At 44.3% G+C, this 15,717-nt stretch carries 14 protein-coding genes and 1 pseudogene; all 15 read left to right on the top strand.

What is annotated here, in order from left to right; genetic code table 11:
* Positions 1–5: 5 nt before the first annotated feature.
* Positions 6–932 carry a chemotaxis protein CheV gene (locus QQ041_RS01740; protein ID WP_048609568.1) on the top strand — a complete coding sequence of 309 codons (927 nt, stop codon included), beginning with the start codon at positions 6–8 and terminating at the stop codon, positions 930–932.
* A gap of 11 nt (positions 933–943) precedes the next feature.
* Positions 944–1,771 carry a protein-glutamate O-methyltransferase gene (locus QQ041_RS01735; protein WP_060983619.1) on the top strand — a complete coding sequence of 276 codons (828 nt, stop codon included), beginning with the start codon at positions 944–946 and terminating at the stop codon, positions 1,769–1,771.
* 255 nt (positions 1,772–2,026) lie between these two features.
* Entirely contained in the window at positions 2,027–2,422 is a 396-nt protein-coding gene (gene flgB, locus QQ041_RS01730) for a flagellar basal body rod protein FlgB (protein ID WP_285952976.1), read from the top strand.
* 4 nt (positions 2,423–2,426) lie between these two features.
* Positions 2,427–2,840 carry a flagellar basal body rod protein FlgC gene (gene flgC / locus QQ041_RS01725; protein ID WP_004736176.1) on the top strand — a complete coding sequence of 138 codons (414 nt, stop codon included), beginning with the start codon at positions 2,427–2,429 and terminating at the stop codon, positions 2,838–2,840.
* A 17-nt stretch (positions 2,841–2,857) separates the two neighbouring features.
* The gene (gene flgD / locus QQ041_RS01720) at positions 2,858–3,571 is read left to right on the top strand and encodes a flagellar hook assembly protein FlgD (RefSeq protein WP_010439286.1); all 714 of its coding nucleotides are present in this window, start codon (positions 2,858–2,860) and stop codon (positions 3,569–3,571) included.
* Positions 3,572–3,620: 49 nt separating this feature from the next.
* Positions 3,621–4,925: a flagellar hook protein FlgE gene (gene flgE / locus QQ041_RS01715; RefSeq protein ID WP_048609567.1), complete on the top strand. Its 1,305-nt coding sequence runs from the start codon at positions 3,621–3,623 to the stop codon at positions 4,923–4,925.
* Between the two features lie 253 nt (positions 4,926–5,178).
* On the top strand, positions 5,179–5,928 hold the full coding sequence (gene flgF / locus QQ041_RS01710) for a flagellar basal-body rod protein FlgF (RefSeq protein ID WP_285952975.1): 750 nt from the start codon (positions 5,179–5,181) through the stop codon (positions 5,926–5,928).
* Between the two features lie 21 nt (positions 5,929–5,949).
* Positions 5,950–6,738, top strand: a complete 789-nt coding sequence (flgG, locus tag QQ041_RS01705; RefSeq protein ID WP_004739713.1) for a flagellar basal-body rod protein FlgG — start codon at positions 5,950–5,952, stop codon at positions 6,736–6,738.
* A gap of 88 nt (positions 6,739–6,826) precedes the next feature.
* Complete coding sequence (flgH, locus tag QQ041_RS01700) at positions 6,827–7,603, top strand: flagellar basal body L-ring protein FlgH (protein ID WP_146492323.1); 777 nt, start codon at positions 6,827–6,829, stop codon at positions 7,601–7,603.
* 94 nt (positions 7,604–7,697) lie between these two features.
* Entirely contained in the window at positions 7,698–8,789 is a 1,092-nt protein-coding gene (locus QQ041_RS01695) for a flagellar basal body P-ring protein FlgI (RefSeq protein WP_285952974.1), read from the top strand.
* 10 nt (positions 8,790–8,799) lie between these two features.
* Positions 8,800–9,717 carry a flagellar assembly peptidoglycan hydrolase FlgJ gene (gene flgJ / locus QQ041_RS01690; RefSeq protein WP_061019775.1) on the top strand — a complete coding sequence of 306 codons (918 nt, stop codon included), beginning with the start codon at positions 8,800–8,802 and terminating at the stop codon, positions 9,715–9,717.
* A 209-nt stretch (positions 9,718–9,926) separates the two neighbouring features.
* Entirely contained in the window at positions 9,927–11,807 is a 1,881-nt protein-coding gene (gene flgK, locus QQ041_RS01685) for a flagellar hook-associated protein FlgK (RefSeq protein ID WP_146492322.1), read from the top strand.
* 10 nt (positions 11,808–11,817) lie between these two features.
* Complete coding sequence (gene flgL, locus QQ041_RS01680) at positions 11,818–13,008, top strand: flagellar hook-associated protein FlgL (protein WP_146492321.1); 1,191 nt, start codon at positions 11,818–11,820, stop codon at positions 13,006–13,008.
* Between the two features lie 421 nt (positions 13,009–13,429).
* Positions 13,430–14,566 carry a flagellin gene (locus QQ041_RS01675; protein WP_146492320.1) on the top strand — a complete coding sequence of 379 codons (1,137 nt, stop codon included), beginning with the start codon at positions 13,430–13,432 and terminating at the stop codon, positions 14,564–14,566.
* 648 nt (positions 14,567–15,214) lie between these two features.
* A pseudogene (locus tag QQ041_RS01670) lies at positions 15,215–15,717 on the top strand (flagellin B); the annotation flags it as partial.

The following is a 15,717-nucleotide window of genomic DNA, read 5'->3' as shown; positions in this document are numbered from 1 at the left end:
AGCTCATGACGGGTATTCTTGATTCGGTGAATCAGCGTACGCAACTCGTCGGTCAAAACCGATTAGAATTACTAACCTTTCGCCTAATGGGGCGTCAGCGTTACGGCATTAATGTCTTTAAAGTAAAAGAAGTGCTTCAATGCCCTAAGCTGACAAAGATGCCAAACTTGAACCCACTGGTTAAAGGTGTAGCACATATTCGTGGCCAAACGATCTCTGTGATTGACTTGAGCTTAGCGATTGGTGGCCGTCCTACAACGGATGTTGAAAAGTGTTTTGTGGTTATCTCTGAATTTAACCGAACCATTCAAGGTTTCTTGGTAAGTTCAGTAGAGCGCATTATTAACATGCACTGGGAATCGATTCTTCCGCCGCCAGATGGCGCAGGTAGAGCGAACTACCTGACAGCGGTAACCAACATTGATAATGAATTGGTAGAAATTCTAGATGTTGAGAAGATTCTTGCAGAAATTTCTCCTGTTGATGAAACAATGGACAGCAAGATTGCTGAAGATATTGCGAAAGTCGAACAAGAGAAAGAACTGGTTCGCCGCATCTTGATTGCTGATGACTCGACTGTTGCTCGTAAGCAGGTTCAACGTGCTATTGAGTCGATTGGTTTTGAAGTTATTTCTGTGAAAGATGGTAAAGAGGCCTATGAGAAGCTGGTGCAGATGTCATCAGAAGGCAGTATTTACGATCAGATTTCATTAGTGATTTCAGATATCGAAATGCCAGAAATGGATGGATATACGTTAACTGCTGAGATTCGTCGTCACGCCGAACTTAAAGATCTATACGTAATTTTACACTCATCGTTGAGTGGTGTATTTAACCAAGCCATGGTTGAACGCGTAGGAGCTAACTCCTTCATCGCGAAATTCAACCCTGATGAGCTTGGTGCAGCGGTAAAAGCTGCGTTAACTAACTAAAAGAGACATTAATGACTGCTATAACAATAAGTGATCAAGAGTATCGCGATTTCAGCCGTTTCTTAGAATCTCAATGTGGCATTGTATTAGGTGACAGCAAACAGTACTTGGTGCGCAGTCGTCTAAGCCCATTAGTGGCGAAGTTTAATTTAGCTTCTCTATCTGATCTATTGAGAGACGTAGTAACAGGTCGAAACCGTGAGCTGCGTGTGGCTGCTGTCGATGCCATGACGACGAACGAGACACTTTGGTTCCGAGATACTTACCCGTTTGCTGTGCTTGCGGATAAACTTCTACCGGAAATAGCGGCAAATAAGCGTCCTATTAAGATTTGGTCTGCGGCAAGTTCCTCAGGCCAAGAAGCATACTCAATGGCAATGACGATTCTTGAAACTCAAGCTCGTAAGCCGGGTATGTTGCCAAATGTATCGATTACTGCAACCGACATCTCAGCAAGTATGTTGGATATGTGCCGTACAGGCGCGTACGACAACCTTGCATTGGGACGTGGACTTTCTCCTGAGCGTCGTCGTACCTTCTTTGAAGATGCGGGCGATGGTCGTATGAAAGTGAAAGATAACGTTAAGCGCATGGTGAACTTCCGCCCTCAGAACTTGATGGACAGCTATGCCTTGTTAGGCAAGTTCGATATTATTTTCTGTCGTAATGTGCTGATTTACTTCTCACCTGATATGAAGTCAAAAGTACTTAACCAGATGGCAAATAGCCTGAACCCTGGTGGTTACCTATTATTGGGTGCGTCTGAATCATTAACAGGTTTAACGGATCGTTTTGAAATGGTTCGCTGTAATCCAGGCATCATCTACAAATTAAAGTAATGAGTAGCACCAGTATAAGGTGCGACGTTACTGTTTAAATTCAAAACCCAGCCAAGTGCTGGGTTTTCTTTTACCCGCTTAAGCTATATCTTTAAGTTAGAGTGACATTCCAATTTACTCTATTTTTTGGCTTGTATATTGCAAGTTTACCCACGAGTAACCTGTAAAAGTATAGATAGACCGCTTTGTTTTAAAAGTTGGTATATATATTGCTTTGGTTATTTCATAACAGTCAGTTCTTGAGTTGAGGTTTACATGGCTATTTCTTTTGACAATGCTTTGGGTATTCACCAGCACACAGTTGGTGTACGTGAGCGTAACGCTGAGGTGCTTTCCACCAATATCGCGCAAGCAAACACGCCTGGGTATAAAGCAAAGGGATTAGACTTTAAGCAATCACTGCAAGCGGCAAGTTCTGGGGCAAGCATTGGTCTTAGCCGTACAGATGGTCGGCACATTTCTGCCTCAACAACGGTGCACGGGGAAACGAAGTATCGAATTCCTACACAACCTGATACAGGAGATGGCAACACGGTTGATTTGGATTTGGAAAGAAACCTTTTCATGCAAAACCAAATTAGGCATCAAGCCTCTCTCGACTTCCTAGGAAGTAAGTTCAAGAATTTAACTAAAGCGATTAAAGGGGAATAATTAGATGAGCTTATTTAATGTATTCAATGTGACTGGTTCTGCGATGAGTGCTGAATCTGTTCGTCTAAATACGACCTCGAGTAACCTTGCGAACGCGGACAGTGTAAGTAGTTCAGCTGAAGAAACTTACAAGGCTCGTCACGCAGTGTTCGGCGCTGAGTTAAATAAAGCACGCAACAGTGGTCACACTGTGCCTGTGAAAGTTTTAGGTATTGTAGAAAGCGATAAGCCGCTAAGCGCGGAGTACAACCCGGATCACCCATTAGCGAACAACGAAGGCTACATATACAAGCCTAACGTGAACGTTATGGAAGAGATGGCAAACATGATTTCGGCATCACGTGCGTATCAAACGAACGTACAGGTTGCTGACTCGAGTAAACAAATGCTGCTGCGTACGCTGCAGATGGGTCAATAAGGATAAGGAGGTAGCACATGGCTGGAATCAACAACAATGTTGGTCAAAGCGGCTTGTCCTATGTTGACCAGCTGAAGAGTCTTCAAGATGGCGCTAAGAAGCCCGACGAAACAACAGGTAAGCAGGATCTTAAACAAGAAGACTTCTTATCTTTGTTGACTAAGCAACTAGCACAACAAGACCCTTTCAAGCCGGTTAGCAATGACCAGATGATTGCGCAAATGGCTTCATTTGCGACCGTAGATGGCATTGGCAAAATGAATACACAGTTTGAAAGCTTGAATTCATCAATGACCTCTAACCAAGCACTTCAGGCATCCTCTTTGGTTGGTCGTGACGTATTGGTTCCTGGTGCGGCAGGTGTAAAACCTGGTGATGGCGGTATGGCGGCAATGGTTAAGCTTCCTCAGGCAATGGACAATGTAATGGTCCGTGTTGAGAACGAAGTTGGCCAATTGGTTCGCACATTTGATATCGGCTCTAAACCATCTGGTGATACACGTGTTGAATGGGACGGAAAAGACGAAGACGGTAACCCATTGCCGGCCGGTAAATATAACGTGAAAGCGTCGGGTTTACTGGATGGCGAGAACACAGAGTTTCAAGTTTCCAGTTATGCGAACGTGAACAGTGTGCTTCTTGGTAAGGGTGATGGCAACGTACTACTCAATCTGGCTGGTTTCACATCGCCAGTACGACTTGCTGAAGTACTAGAAGTTGGTAAAGCGTAGCTCTTTATTGAGTGACTATGCTAGCTAGATAGATTAGGAGAATATTGGAATGTCATATGTAGCTTTAAGCGGCCTATCCGCTGCACAATTAGACCTGAATACAACCAGTAACAATATTGCGAACGCAAACACGTTTGGCTTTAAAGAGTCTCGTGCAGAGTTCGGTGATGTTTACTCAAACTCGTTGTTTACTAACGCAAAAACGACGTCAGGTGGTGGTGCGCAAGCTAGCCAGGTGGCGCAACAGTTCCACGAAGGTTCAAGTATTTATACGAACAACCCAATGGATTTGCGTGTAAGTGGTACAGGTTTCTTTGCAGTATCGAAAGATCGCATGGTGCCAGAGATTAACGAACTAACGCGTAATGGTGCATTTCACCTAAACAAAGACAACTACATGGTTACGGCTAATGATGAGTTTCTTTTAGGTTACGATGTTGATCCAAACTCGGGTGAAGTTCTTTCTTACGCGCCAAAGCCTCTCGACATTCCTGCTGAGTTTGGTAAGCCAAAACAGACAGAAAACATTGAAGTAGGGGTCAACCTTCCTGCAAATGGTGATCTTAAAGACCCGGCTGCATTTAACTACCAAGATGCTGATACTTATAACCGTGCAACGTCTTCGACGGTATACGATTCTATGGGTCAGTCTTACAAGTTAACGACTTACTACCTCAAAGATCAGACTCAACCAAACACTTGGCAAACGTACTACACTATGTCAGATGAGAATGGTGAGAAGCCATTGAACATTACTGGCGGTGATGCGACGAATGCAACTGGTCATGTTGGTCACACAATGAAGTTCAACAATGACGGTACGTTAGCAAGCCTAAACAGTGGTCAGCCAATTAACTCTGATCCTCTAGGTGCAGGTGCGAACCCAATTGACTTGAACGGTGCCGATCCAACACAGGTGCTTAAGTTTGGTCTGGATTCTTCAACTCAGTTTGCTGCTCCGTTTGAATTGACTAAGTTTGATGAAGATGGTGCGACAACAGGTTTCTTAACCAAAATCGATTTCGATGAGTACGGCAGTGTTCTGGGTACTTACTCAAATGGTGAAAACGTGATGCTTGGCCGTGTAGGCTTAGTTCGTGTACCAAACGAGCAAGGCCTAGATAAGAAAGGCGGTACTCAGTGGGATTCTACTAACGACTCTGGTGATAAAATCTGGGGTGAATCGAACAAAGGTTCATTTGGTAGCATCAACAACGGCTCACTAGAGCAATCGAACATCGATATGACTCAAGAGTTGGTTGATTTGATTTCTGCTCAACGTAACTTCCAAGCGAACTCTCGTTCTCTAGAAGTACACAACCAACTGCAACAGAATATTCTTCAGATTCGTTAATCGTTTCAAACGTTTGAATCATCTGCGAATACCCAATTCAATGTCATTGAATTGGGTATTGTTGTTTGTCTTCTTATTTGCCGCCCCTATTGCCGCACGGTAATGCCACTGGCAACAATTCTTCCTGAATGATCCTTTAATGATCACCCCTCCTTGTTCATTTTCTATTTAAATTACTGATAAATAACATTTAAAAATATTGGCACAGTGTTTGCTTTATTAGCCCCAGAAGATGATTTTTTGGAGCAAAATTATGGATCGCGCACTGTTTCTTGCCATGAGTGGCGCTAAGCAAAATATGCAAGCTTTGCAGCTACGTGCAAACAACCTTGCCAACGTGAGTACAACGGGTTTCCGTGCTGATTTGGCACAAGCGCGTTCAATGCAAGCGTATGGTGAAGGCATGCCTACTCGTGTTTTCAGTATGACAGAGCGTCCGGGCCATAATTTCTCGCAAGGTAGTGTGGTTACCACTGGCCGAGATCTCGATGTTACCGTTCAAGGTGATGGTTGGATTTCAGTTATGGATAACACCGGCCGCGAAGGTTTAACACGTAACGGCAACCTTAAGGTTGACCAAAACGGTTTGCTAACTAATGCAAGTGGCTATTTGGTGCTAGGTGAAAACGATGCGCCAATCACACTGCCCATCCCAATCAGTAAAGTAGAAATTGGTACTGACGGTACGATTTCGGTGATTCCTCAAGGCGCTCCAGCTGAAGAATTGGCCGTAGTTGATCGTATTAAGCTTGTACGTCCAGACAATCAAACTTTGTTTAAAGATACGAATGGTCTGTTCCGTTCGAAAAACCCAGATCAGGCATACGAAGCAGATGCAGCAGTAACGTTGCTAAAAGGTGCTATCGAAGGCAGTAACGTAAATGCCGTAGGTGAAATGACCAGCTTAATTGACTTACAACGTCAGTTTGAAATGCAGGTCAAGATGATGAGCACAGCAGAGGAAATGGACAAGTCGTCTGATTCACTGCTTCGTATGAGCTAATAGAATTTAAAGGAAATTGCTATGCATCCAGCATTATGGGTAAGTAAAACAGGTTTAGACGCCCAACAAACCAATATCTCAACGATTTCGAACAACCTTGCCAACGCCTCGACCATTGGTTTTAAAAAGAGCCGCGCGGTATTTGAAGATCTGTTCTACCAGAACATCAACCAACCGGGTGGTCAATCGTCTCAGAACACTGAGCTGCCAAGTGGTTTGATGTTGGGTGCTGGTTCTAAGGTGGTCGCAACTCAAAAAGTGCACACTCACGGTAACGCACAAACGACATCTAACAGCTTAGACATGATGATTGAAGGTGACGGTTTCTTCCAAGTTGAGATGCCAGACGGCGAAACAGGTTACAGCCGCAATGGTCAGTTCACGTTGAACGGTGACGGCGCGATCGTAACGTCGGGTCAAGGTTACCCTCTACAACCAGAAATCGTGATTCCTGAAGACGCGATCTCGGTAACAGTAGGTAACGATGGTGAAGTGTCGGTTCGTCTACGTGGTGAGCAAAACAACGTCGTGGTTGGCCAAATCACTATTACTGACTTTGTAAACCCAGGTGGTTTAGAGCCAGTAGGTCAAAACCTTTACTTGCCAACTGGCGCGAGTGGTGACCCACAAGAGGGTGTTCCGGGCTTTGATGGCTTAGGTAATATCCGTCAGTCGATGCTAGAAACATCGAACGTGAACGTAACCGAAGAGCTGGTAAACATGATTGAAGCTCAGCGTGTATACGAAATGAATTCGAAAGTTATCTCGTCGGTAGACAAGATGATGAGCTTTGTTAACCAACAGCTGTAATTGGTTTTTTAGCCGTTTACTTTTTTAATTAATAGATCTATTTCTGCTGATTAATCCATTGACCACTGCCTGCTGAGAGTATATCGCCATGAAACGTATTTTTTGTTTAGCTCTATTTATGTCTATGACGGGTTGTGCTGTACTGGACCCGATTGAGACTCCGGCAGAAGAAAATGCAACCACAGTGGTTGATGCTGTGGAAGGTGATAAGTCGGCGCAAGAGAGCTCAGGCATTATCGACACGCTTCGTGGTCGCACCGATCCAATTGCTGGTGACCCTGCATGGGCGCCAATCAATCCCAAGCAGAAACCAGAGCATTACGCAGCGGCAACGGGCTCACTGTTCAATGTGAACCACATTGGCAGCATGTATGACGATTCAAAACCTCGCGGCATTGGTGACATCATTACTGTAGCCCTAGATGAGAATACTCGTGCGACCAAAAAAGCCAACGCGGACATGTCTAAGTCGAATGATGCATCGATGGAGCCATTGGCCGTTGGTGGTCAAGAGCTGACTATCGATAAGTACAACTTTTCTTACGATCTGAGCAACACCAATACCTTTGCTGGTGACGCATCAGCCAACCAAAGTAACAGTATCAGCGGCTACATTACCGTTGAAGTTATTGAAGTTTTAGCCAACGGCAACCTAGTGGTTCGTGGTGAAAAATGGATGACATTGAACACAGGCGATGAGTATATCCGCCTAAGTGGCACTATCCGTCCAGACGACATTGATTTCGAAAATACCATCGCTTCAAACCGTGTTTCTAACGCACGAATTCAGTACTCGGGCACGGGCGTGCAGAAAGATATGCAAGAGCCTGGATTCTTGGCACGATTCTTTAATGTATCTCTGTAGAGCTTGTGAGGGCGACGACATACTGACAGCCTCTATCACTCAGCCATATTTAGCTAAGCTATTATAAATTAAAGCAATACAGACAGGTTACTCAATGAAAAAACTAACACTCGTACTATTCGGCATGCTATTTCTTGCCACAAGTGCCCATGCTGCGCGTATCAAAGACGTGGCAAAAGTGGCGGGTGTTCGTAGTAACCAACTTGTTGGCTACGGTTTGGTGACCGGCTTGCCGGGTACTGGTGAGACAACTCCCTTTACCGATCAAACGTTTAACGCGATGCTGCAAAATTTTGGCATTCAATTGCCGCCCGGCACTAAGCCAAAAACGAAAAACGTAGCAGCGGTAATTGTTACCGCTGAACTTCCAGCCTTCTCTAAGCAAGGTCAGGAAGTTGACGTAACCGTTTCTTCTATCGGTTCAGCAAAAAGCCTTCGTGGTGGTACCTTGCTACAGACCTTCCTGAAAGGTCTAGACGGTCAGGTGTATGCTGTGGCGCAAGGTAACTTGGTAGTAAGTGGCTTTAGTGCTCAAGGTAATGACGGTTCGAAGATCGTTGGCAACAACCCAAACGTAGGTATCATCTCTAGCGGCGCGACGGTTGAACAAGAGATCCCAACCCCATTTGGTCGTGGTGACTACATCACCTTTAACCTAATCCAATCCGACTTCACAACGGCTCAGCGTTTGGCTGACGCAGTTAATGATTTCCTAGGCCCACAAATGGCGTCTGCGGTAGACGCGACGTCAGTAAAAGTTCGTGCTCCTCGAGAAATCAGCCAACGTGTCGCGTTCTTATCGGCTATCGAAAATATTGAATTCGACCCTGCAGAGGGTTCAGCAAAAATCATTGTTAATTCTCGTACCGGCACCATTGTGGTTGGTAAGCACGTACGCTTAAAAGCGGCGGCAGTAACACATGGTGGTATGACGGTTGCAATCAAAGAAAATCTAAATGTAAGCCAACCGAATGCATTCTCTGGTGGCCAAACGGTAGTGGTTCCTGATTCTGATATCGAAATCACGGAAGGTGATGGCAAGATGTTCAAGTTTGAACCTGGCCTAACGCTGGACGATTTGGTCCGCGCAGTTAACGAAGTGGGCGCGGCGCCTTCAGATTTAATGGCAATCCTTCAAGCACTGAAACAAGCGGGTGCGATTGAAGGCCAATTGATCATTATCTAGGGAATAAAGCATGATTAAGAATAATAATGATATTGGTTTTATCCACGACATCGGTAGCTTGGATCGTCTTCGTCAACAAGCAGTAAACGGTGAAGAAGGTAGCGAGAAAGAAGCATTAACCGCTGCTGCGAAACAGTTTGAATCGATTTTCACCTCGATGTTGTTTAAGTCGATGCGTGATGCGAATTCGAGCTTTAAGTCGGATATGCTGAATAGCCAGAACGAGCAGTTCTACCGTCAGATGCAAGATGACCAAATGGCGAGTGAGTTAAGTGCTTCAGGTTCGTTAGGTCTTGCGGATATGATTGTGGCTCAGCTAAGCGCTGGTCAAGCAAGCGATGCGTCTGAAGAGAAGGTTCGCAGTGAAGGCTTTGATGCTTCATTGCAAAGGCCGCAATACTCAGGCCGTTCGGAAGAGCGTGCGTCAGACGTTCAATCTGCGCAAGCAGCAAAACAGCCAGTATCCTTTGATTCTCCAGAATCGTTTGTGACCTCAATGAAGCCTTACGCTGAAAAAGCGGCAAGTGCGCTTGGTGTTGATTCATCACTCCTATTGGCACAAGCTGCGCTTGAAACAGGTTGGGGTTCTAAAATGATTAAGAACTCATTAGGTAACAGTAATAACCTATTCAACATCAAAGCCGATAGAAGTTGGAAGGGCGATAAGGTTGCAACTCAAACTCTCGAGTTTCACGGTAAAACTGCCGTTAAAGAGTCGGCTTCATTCCGTTCTTACTCAAACTTCGAAGACAGCTTTAACGACTATGTGAAGTTTTTGAATGAAAACCCAAGATACGAAACGGCATTGCAGCATCAAGGTAACTCAGAGAATTTCATCAAAGGTATTCACCAAGCTGGTTACGCAACTGACCCTAACTATGCAGACAAGGTTTTGCGAGTGAAAGCTAAGATTGACGAGATGAACTAGCGTTATTGAATGTACACGGGAGCTTGCCATTGGCAGGCTCTTTTCTTATCTATCACCTCAAATTTTGCTGCGAAGTCTGTAGTTATCTCTTTACACTTCAATAAATTATTGTCTTTTAGTTCTTCGCTGTGTCTATTGGCACATATATTGCTTTTTAAACTGGTAGTTAATCAGTTTATCCTGATTTTGTTAAGTTTTTTGGGGGCATTATGGCGTCGGATCTTCTGAATGTAGGGGCACAAAGTGTTCTTACTGCTCAGAGACAGCTAAACACCACAGGTCATAACATTTCTAACGCCAACACAGAGGGCTATAGCCGCCAATCTGTGATTCAAGGTGTGAATGACCCGCGTCAGTACGGTGGCCAAAGCTATGGTATGGGCGTGCATGTGGAAAATGTTCGCCGCTCTTGGGACCAATTTGCCGTCAACGAACTTAACTTATCGACAACCAATGCCGCCAATAAAGGCGACACCGAAGCTAACCTCGATATGCTGTCGAGTATGCTGTCATCTGTTGCTTCGAAGAAGATTCCAGAAAACCTTAATGAATGGTTTGATTCGGTTAAAACATTAGCCGATACACCGAATGATGTCGGTGCTCGAAAAGTTGTATTAGAAAAGGCTGGGCTACTTAGTAAAACGTTAAATGAATTCCATGAAACGGTTCGCCAACAGTCTGACTCTACCAATAAAAAATTAGATATGGGTATCGAGCGAGTTAATCAGCTTGCGTACGAGATCCGTGATGTTCAACGTTTAATGATGCGGACTCCTGGGCCTCATAATGACCTACGAGATCAGCACGAAAAGTTGATTAATGAGCTTTCTGGTTACACCAAAGTAACGGTGACACCACGCTCAAATGCCGAAGGGTTTAATGTCCATATTGGCAATGGCCATACCTTAGTCTCTGGTAGTGAAGCAAGCCAATTAAAAATGGTTGATGGCTTACCCGATGCACATCAGCGTCGCCTAGCGATTGTTGAAGGTAAGTCTTTAAAACCGATCACCAGCAGTGATATCGACGGAAAAATCGGCGCCATGCTAGATATGCGTGACGAACACATCCCGGCAATCATGGATGAACTTGGTCGTTTAGCGACCGCGTTTTCATACGAGGTAAATGGTCTTCAAGAACAAGGTTTGGATCTCAACGGCAACGTAGGTAAGAACCTGTTTACTGATGTTAACTCTGAGCTGGTGGCTAAATCTCGTGTCACGGCTAGCGGGCAATCGAAAGCAGATGTTGCGGTATATATTGATGATACCTCTGCCTTAAAAGGCGGTGAGTATGGTCTGAAATACGATGGCAGCGATTACGTGGTGACTAAGCCGAACGGTGAGACCGTGAAGATGGCGACCGACTCTAGCGGCAACGCTTTTTATCTTGATGGCATGCGAGTGGAAATTCGTAACCCTCCTGAGCTAGGAGAGAAACTGTTACTGCGTCCAACGCGTAATTTTGCTGCTCAAATGCAGATGGAAACCAAAGATCCGAAAGACATTGCCGCGCAAAGCTATGAGGCATCGACCACTTTTGCCAAGGGCACTGCTGGGTTCAAAATTCTAGCGGCCGGTCAATTGCGTGAGTTTGAAGTGGTTGTATCACCAAAGGGGGAGCAATTTGCGGTTACCGATCCTAAGGGCAACATCTTGATGCAGCCTCAACCGTATCCGCCCGAAGGCCCTGTGACTATCAATGGAACAACGTTTGAGCTAACACCAGGCGCTGTGGCAAATGATAAATTTACGGCAAACCTTGTCCCATCAGAAGGTGACAACGGTAACCTGCGTAAGCTGCAAGATCTTCAAACAGGAAAGCTTTTGAATGATGGTGAGTCTACGATTTTAGACCTTTACCACAACTTGAATACCAATACGGGCTTGAAATCTTCAACGGCAAATCGTTTGAGTGATATTGCGACGTTAGAAAAACAGTCGGCTCAAGAGCGTATTGCTTCTATCTCGGGAGTAAACCTCGATGAAGAAGCGGCAAATATGATGAAGTTTCAGCAAGCGTATATGGCTTCTTCACGCATCATGCAAGCAGCCAACGATACGTTTAACACTATTTTGGCTCTGAGATAGGAAGGTATAAATGTTGAATCGTATCTCTAGCTTCCATAATTATCAGTCAGTACAAAATGACTTGCGCCGCCAAGAGAACAAGGTGCATCACAACCAAGCGCAACTTGCTTCAGGTAAGAAGTTACAGTCGCCAAGTGATGATCCATTAGCGACGCACTATTTGCAGAACATAGGTCAGCAGTCAGAACAACTTAAACAGTATGTAGATGCGATTACTCTAGTAAGAAATCGTCTTGAACATCATGAAGTATTAGTTTCTAACACTGAAGGCTTTGCTGATGAAGCAAAACGAACCGTGATGGAAATGATCAACGGTGCGCTTTCTCCAGAAGACCGTTTAGCCAAGAAGCGTGAAATTCAAGAACTGGCGAATAACTTCCTTCATTTAGCCAACTCTCAAGATGAGTCGGGTAACTACACATTTGCGGGTACTAAACCAAAGAATCAGCCTTTCTTTCGAGACAATCAAGGAAACGTGACTTATCAAGGTGATGACTACCAACGCAAGATGCGTGTGGCAAGTAGCTTTGAAATGGCAATGAATGATCCAGGCAGCAAGATGTTTATGGAAATAGACAACCCATTTGGTGATTTTGAGCCTCAGTATGACCTTGAGCCCGCTTCAGAGCTATTGTTAGAGCGCGCAACGAACACAACTAAAGATTCATCAACGTACAAGGTGACGTTCGTTGATATGCAGACCGGAAACTATGCCTACCAACTTGAAAAAGATGGGACCGTCGTCGCCGCGGAAGATTTTGATCCTTCGACAGGTATTGTCTACGAAGGGCTGAATATCCAACTTAAAGGCCAGATCACGAAAGGTGATTCGATCACCTTAGAGCCGAGAAAGACATTCTCTATCTTTGATACGTTTAAAGAAGCCGCTGAACAGGCTGAAAACCCAGTATCGGATGCATCAGCTACGGCGAAATTGCACCAAGTAACCGAAGAGTTTCATGCCGCGTTTATTCATTTAACCAAGGCAAGAACCGATGTTGGTGCACGTTTAAGTACGCTGGATATTCAAGAGCAGCAACATGAAGATTTTAAGTTGTCTTTAGCGAAAGCAAAAAGCAATTTTGAAGACTTGGATTACTCGAAAGCGATCATTGAGTTCAATGAAAACTCTCGAGCACTACAAGCTTCTCAACAAGCGTTTGGCAAAACCAAAGACCTGACCTTGTTTAACTATATTTAATGATCAATCGGCATTTAATGGTGACTTGTCGATCACCATGGCGTTGATTCCTTGCCGTATGTGCTATGCCATACGTGCGAATGACGCCATAGTTTGCCGCTTTTTTGTACGAAGCATGATGTTTCTAGATAGAATAGCGGCAAAAAACGGCAATAAGGAAGGTGACTGTTTTTACCTTCTAATAGTAGAAAATCATAATTGCGCAGTGTTGTTTGTAAGTTTTTGATTTTTAGATAATTAAAAAATTATTTATATGAGATTAAACTTGGCATACAACTTGTATCTGTGTTGGTTATAAATGATTAATACAGATCTTAAACCTTGTATAGGGTTTATCGAGTAATACACGGTCAGTGCTTATCCATATGAGAGTAAAGCTGGCCGCTTCGCAGAAAGCTTGCGAACTCATAAGGAGAGCAAAATGGCTATTAATGTAAGTACTAACGTATCTGCTATGACAGCACAGCGTTACCTGAATAAAGCGTCGAATGACTTAGCGACTTCAATGGAGCGTTTGTCATCGGGTCACAAGATCAACAGCGCAAAAGATGATGCTGCAGGTTTGCAAATTTCGAACCGCTTAACAGCTCAATCTCGTGGTCTTGATGTAGCAATGCGTAATGCCAATGACGGTATCTCAATTGCTCAAACCGCTGAAGGCGCGATGAACGAATCAACCAACGTATTACAACGTATGCGTGATCTAGCGATTCAATCATCAAACGGTACTAACTCTCCAGCAGAGCGTACGGCACTGAATGAAGAGTCTATGGCACTTCAAGATGAGCTTAACCGTATCGCAGAGACAACGTCTTTTGGTGGCCGTCGTCTATTGAATGGTTCATTTGGTGAAGCATCGTTCCAGATCGGTTCTAACTCTGGTGAAGCGATGATCATGGCTCTGACGAGCATTCGTGCCGATGATTTCCGCATGGGTGGTACAACGTTTGATTCTGAAAACGGCAAAGATAAGAGCTGGGAAGTGCCTGCACAAGCTCGTGATCTTAAGTTCGAATTCAAAACCAAAGCGGGTGAAGATATCGTTTTAGATATCAATACCAAAGCGGGTGACGATATCGAAGAGCTTGCTACTTACATCAATGGTCAATCTGATCTTGTGAACGCATCGGTTACTGATGATGGTCGCATCCAGCTATTCGTTGCTGAACCAGACCTTGACGGTGCAATGTCTATCTCTGGTGGCCTAGCGTCTGAGCTAGGTATTAAGAGTGAAGGCCGTGCTACCTCTGTTCAAGACGTTAGCTTAACCAGCGTTGCGGGTTCACAGAACGCAATTAGCGTGATTGATTCTGCAATGAAGTACGTGGATTCACAACGTGCTGATTTGGGTGCAAAACAGAACCGTCTAAGCCACAGTATTAATAACTTGGCAAACGTACAAGAGAACGTAGACGCTTCAAACAGCCGAATCAAAGATACGGACTTTGCGAAAGAGACGACGCAAATGACCAAATCACAAATTCTGCAACAAGCAGGTACTTCAATACTTGCTCAAGCAAAACAGTTGCCTAACTCTGCGATGTCATTATTGCAATAGTTATTGGTTGAACTTGCTGCTCGTGTTCAGACGTGAGCCATGCAGCAAGGGAAACTGGCAAGCATACTTACTATTGAGTGTTTAGCTCTCTCATCTCTCACCTGCTATCCATTTTTACAGTAAGAATGCAACGGCAAGTCGGAAATGTGTTCATTTCTCGATGATCTCCACACAGGCTCTGACGCGCCAACTAGCCCCGGTTCTCTCAAAGGAAAAGGGGCTTTTTCCTTTCTGTATTTCTTGTTTTTGCTATTTATTTTCCTACGAATTTTCTCGCTCTATCTTTCTTAGAGCTCTATTTGACTGTTCTTGTTCACGAAAAATAATTTCGCCTATTGCACAAGATTTGTCTACCCCAGAGATCTTTGGCGATTGATCATTTCTCCACCTTGAGCAATTTAGACGGAGATTCGTACGTTTTTCAAACAGGTTAAGATCTTTTCTCAATTGAAATCTATCGCTGTATTAGAAAATGAGATAAATTAAGTCATTGATAAATATTAAATTAATAAATTTTTTGTGGTTTTTTGAAAGTTTTTCTAAAGCTTCTGATTTTCGCGCCGTTATTAAAAGTAACTTTGAGAGAACTACTTGGTTTTCCGAGACGTCGGAAACCGCTATACCGGAAAATCAATTGGAGAAATCACCATGGCAGTGAATGTAAATACAAACGTTTCAGCGATGACAGCGCAACGTTACCTAAACAACGCAAACAGCGCACAACAAACATCAATGGAGCGTCTAGCTTCAGGCTCAAAAATCAACAGCGCAAAAGATGACGCTGCGGGCCTACAAATCTCTAACCGTTTGAACGTTCAGAGCCGCGGCCTTGATGTTGCAGTACGTAACGCGAACGACGGTATCTCGATTGCACAAACTGCTGAAGGTGCAATGAACGAGACGACTAACATCCTGCAACGTATGCGTGATTTGTCTCTACAATCTTCAAACGGCTCAAACTCAAAATCTGAGCGTGTAGCGATTCAAGAAGAAGTAACAGCACTGAACGACGAACTAAACCGTATCGCGGAAACCACGTCTTTTGGTGGTAACAAGCTGCTTAACGGTACTCACGGCACTAAATCATTCCAAATCGGTGCGGATAACGGTGAAGCGGTAATGCTTCAACTGAAAGACATGCGCTCTGATAA

Origin of the sequence: Vibrio sp. TMPB1044 (assembly GCF_030442075.1) — a bacterium.
Lineage (GTDB): Bacteria > Pseudomonadota > Gammaproteobacteria > Enterobacterales > Vibrionaceae > Vibrio > Vibrio satsumensis.
This window is presented reverse-complemented; position numbering and strand designations above follow the sequence as displayed.

Excerpts from the sequence above, each read along its gene's own strand:
- QQ041_RS01740 (WP_048609568.1), top strand. The coding sequence starts at position 6 with ATGACGGGTATTCTTGATTCGGTGAATCAGCGTACGCAACTCGTCGGT.
- QQ041_RS01735 (WP_060983619.1), top strand. The coding sequence starts at position 944 with ATGACTGCTATAACAATAAGTGATCAAGAGTATCGCGATTTCAGCCGT.
- flgB (WP_285952976.1), top strand. The coding sequence starts at position 2,027 with ATGGCTATTTCTTTTGACAATGCTTTGGGTATTCACCAGCACACAGTT.
- flgC (WP_004736176.1), top strand. The coding sequence starts at position 2,427 with ATGAGCTTATTTAATGTATTCAATGTGACTGGTTCTGCGATGAGTGCT.
- flgD (WP_010439286.1), top strand. The coding sequence starts at position 2,858 with ATGGCTGGAATCAACAACAATGTTGGTCAAAGCGGCTTGTCCTATGTT.
- flgE (WP_048609567.1), top strand. The coding sequence starts at position 3,621 with ATGTCATATGTAGCTTTAAGCGGCCTATCCGCTGCACAATTAGACCTG.
- flgF (WP_285952975.1), top strand. The coding sequence starts at position 5,179 with ATGGATCGCGCACTGTTTCTTGCCATGAGTGGCGCTAAGCAAAATATG.
- flgG (WP_004739713.1), top strand. The coding sequence starts at position 5,950 with ATGCATCCAGCATTATGGGTAAGTAAAACAGGTTTAGACGCCCAACAA.
- flgH (WP_146492323.1), top strand. The coding sequence starts at position 6,827 with ATGAAACGTATTTTTTGTTTAGCTCTATTTATGTCTATGACGGGTTGT.
- QQ041_RS01695 (WP_285952974.1), top strand. The coding sequence starts at position 7,698 with ATGAAAAAACTAACACTCGTACTATTCGGCATGCTATTTCTTGCCACA.
- flgJ (WP_061019775.1), top strand. The coding sequence starts at position 8,800 with ATGATTAAGAATAATAATGATATTGGTTTTATCCACGACATCGGTAGC.
- flgK (WP_146492322.1), top strand. The coding sequence starts at position 9,927 with ATGGCGTCGGATCTTCTGAATGTAGGGGCACAAAGTGTTCTTACTGCT.
- flgL (WP_146492321.1), top strand. The coding sequence starts at position 11,818 with ATGTTGAATCGTATCTCTAGCTTCCATAATTATCAGTCAGTACAAAAT.
- QQ041_RS01675 (WP_146492320.1), top strand. The coding sequence starts at position 13,430 with ATGGCTATTAATGTAAGTACTAACGTATCTGCTATGACAGCACAGCGT.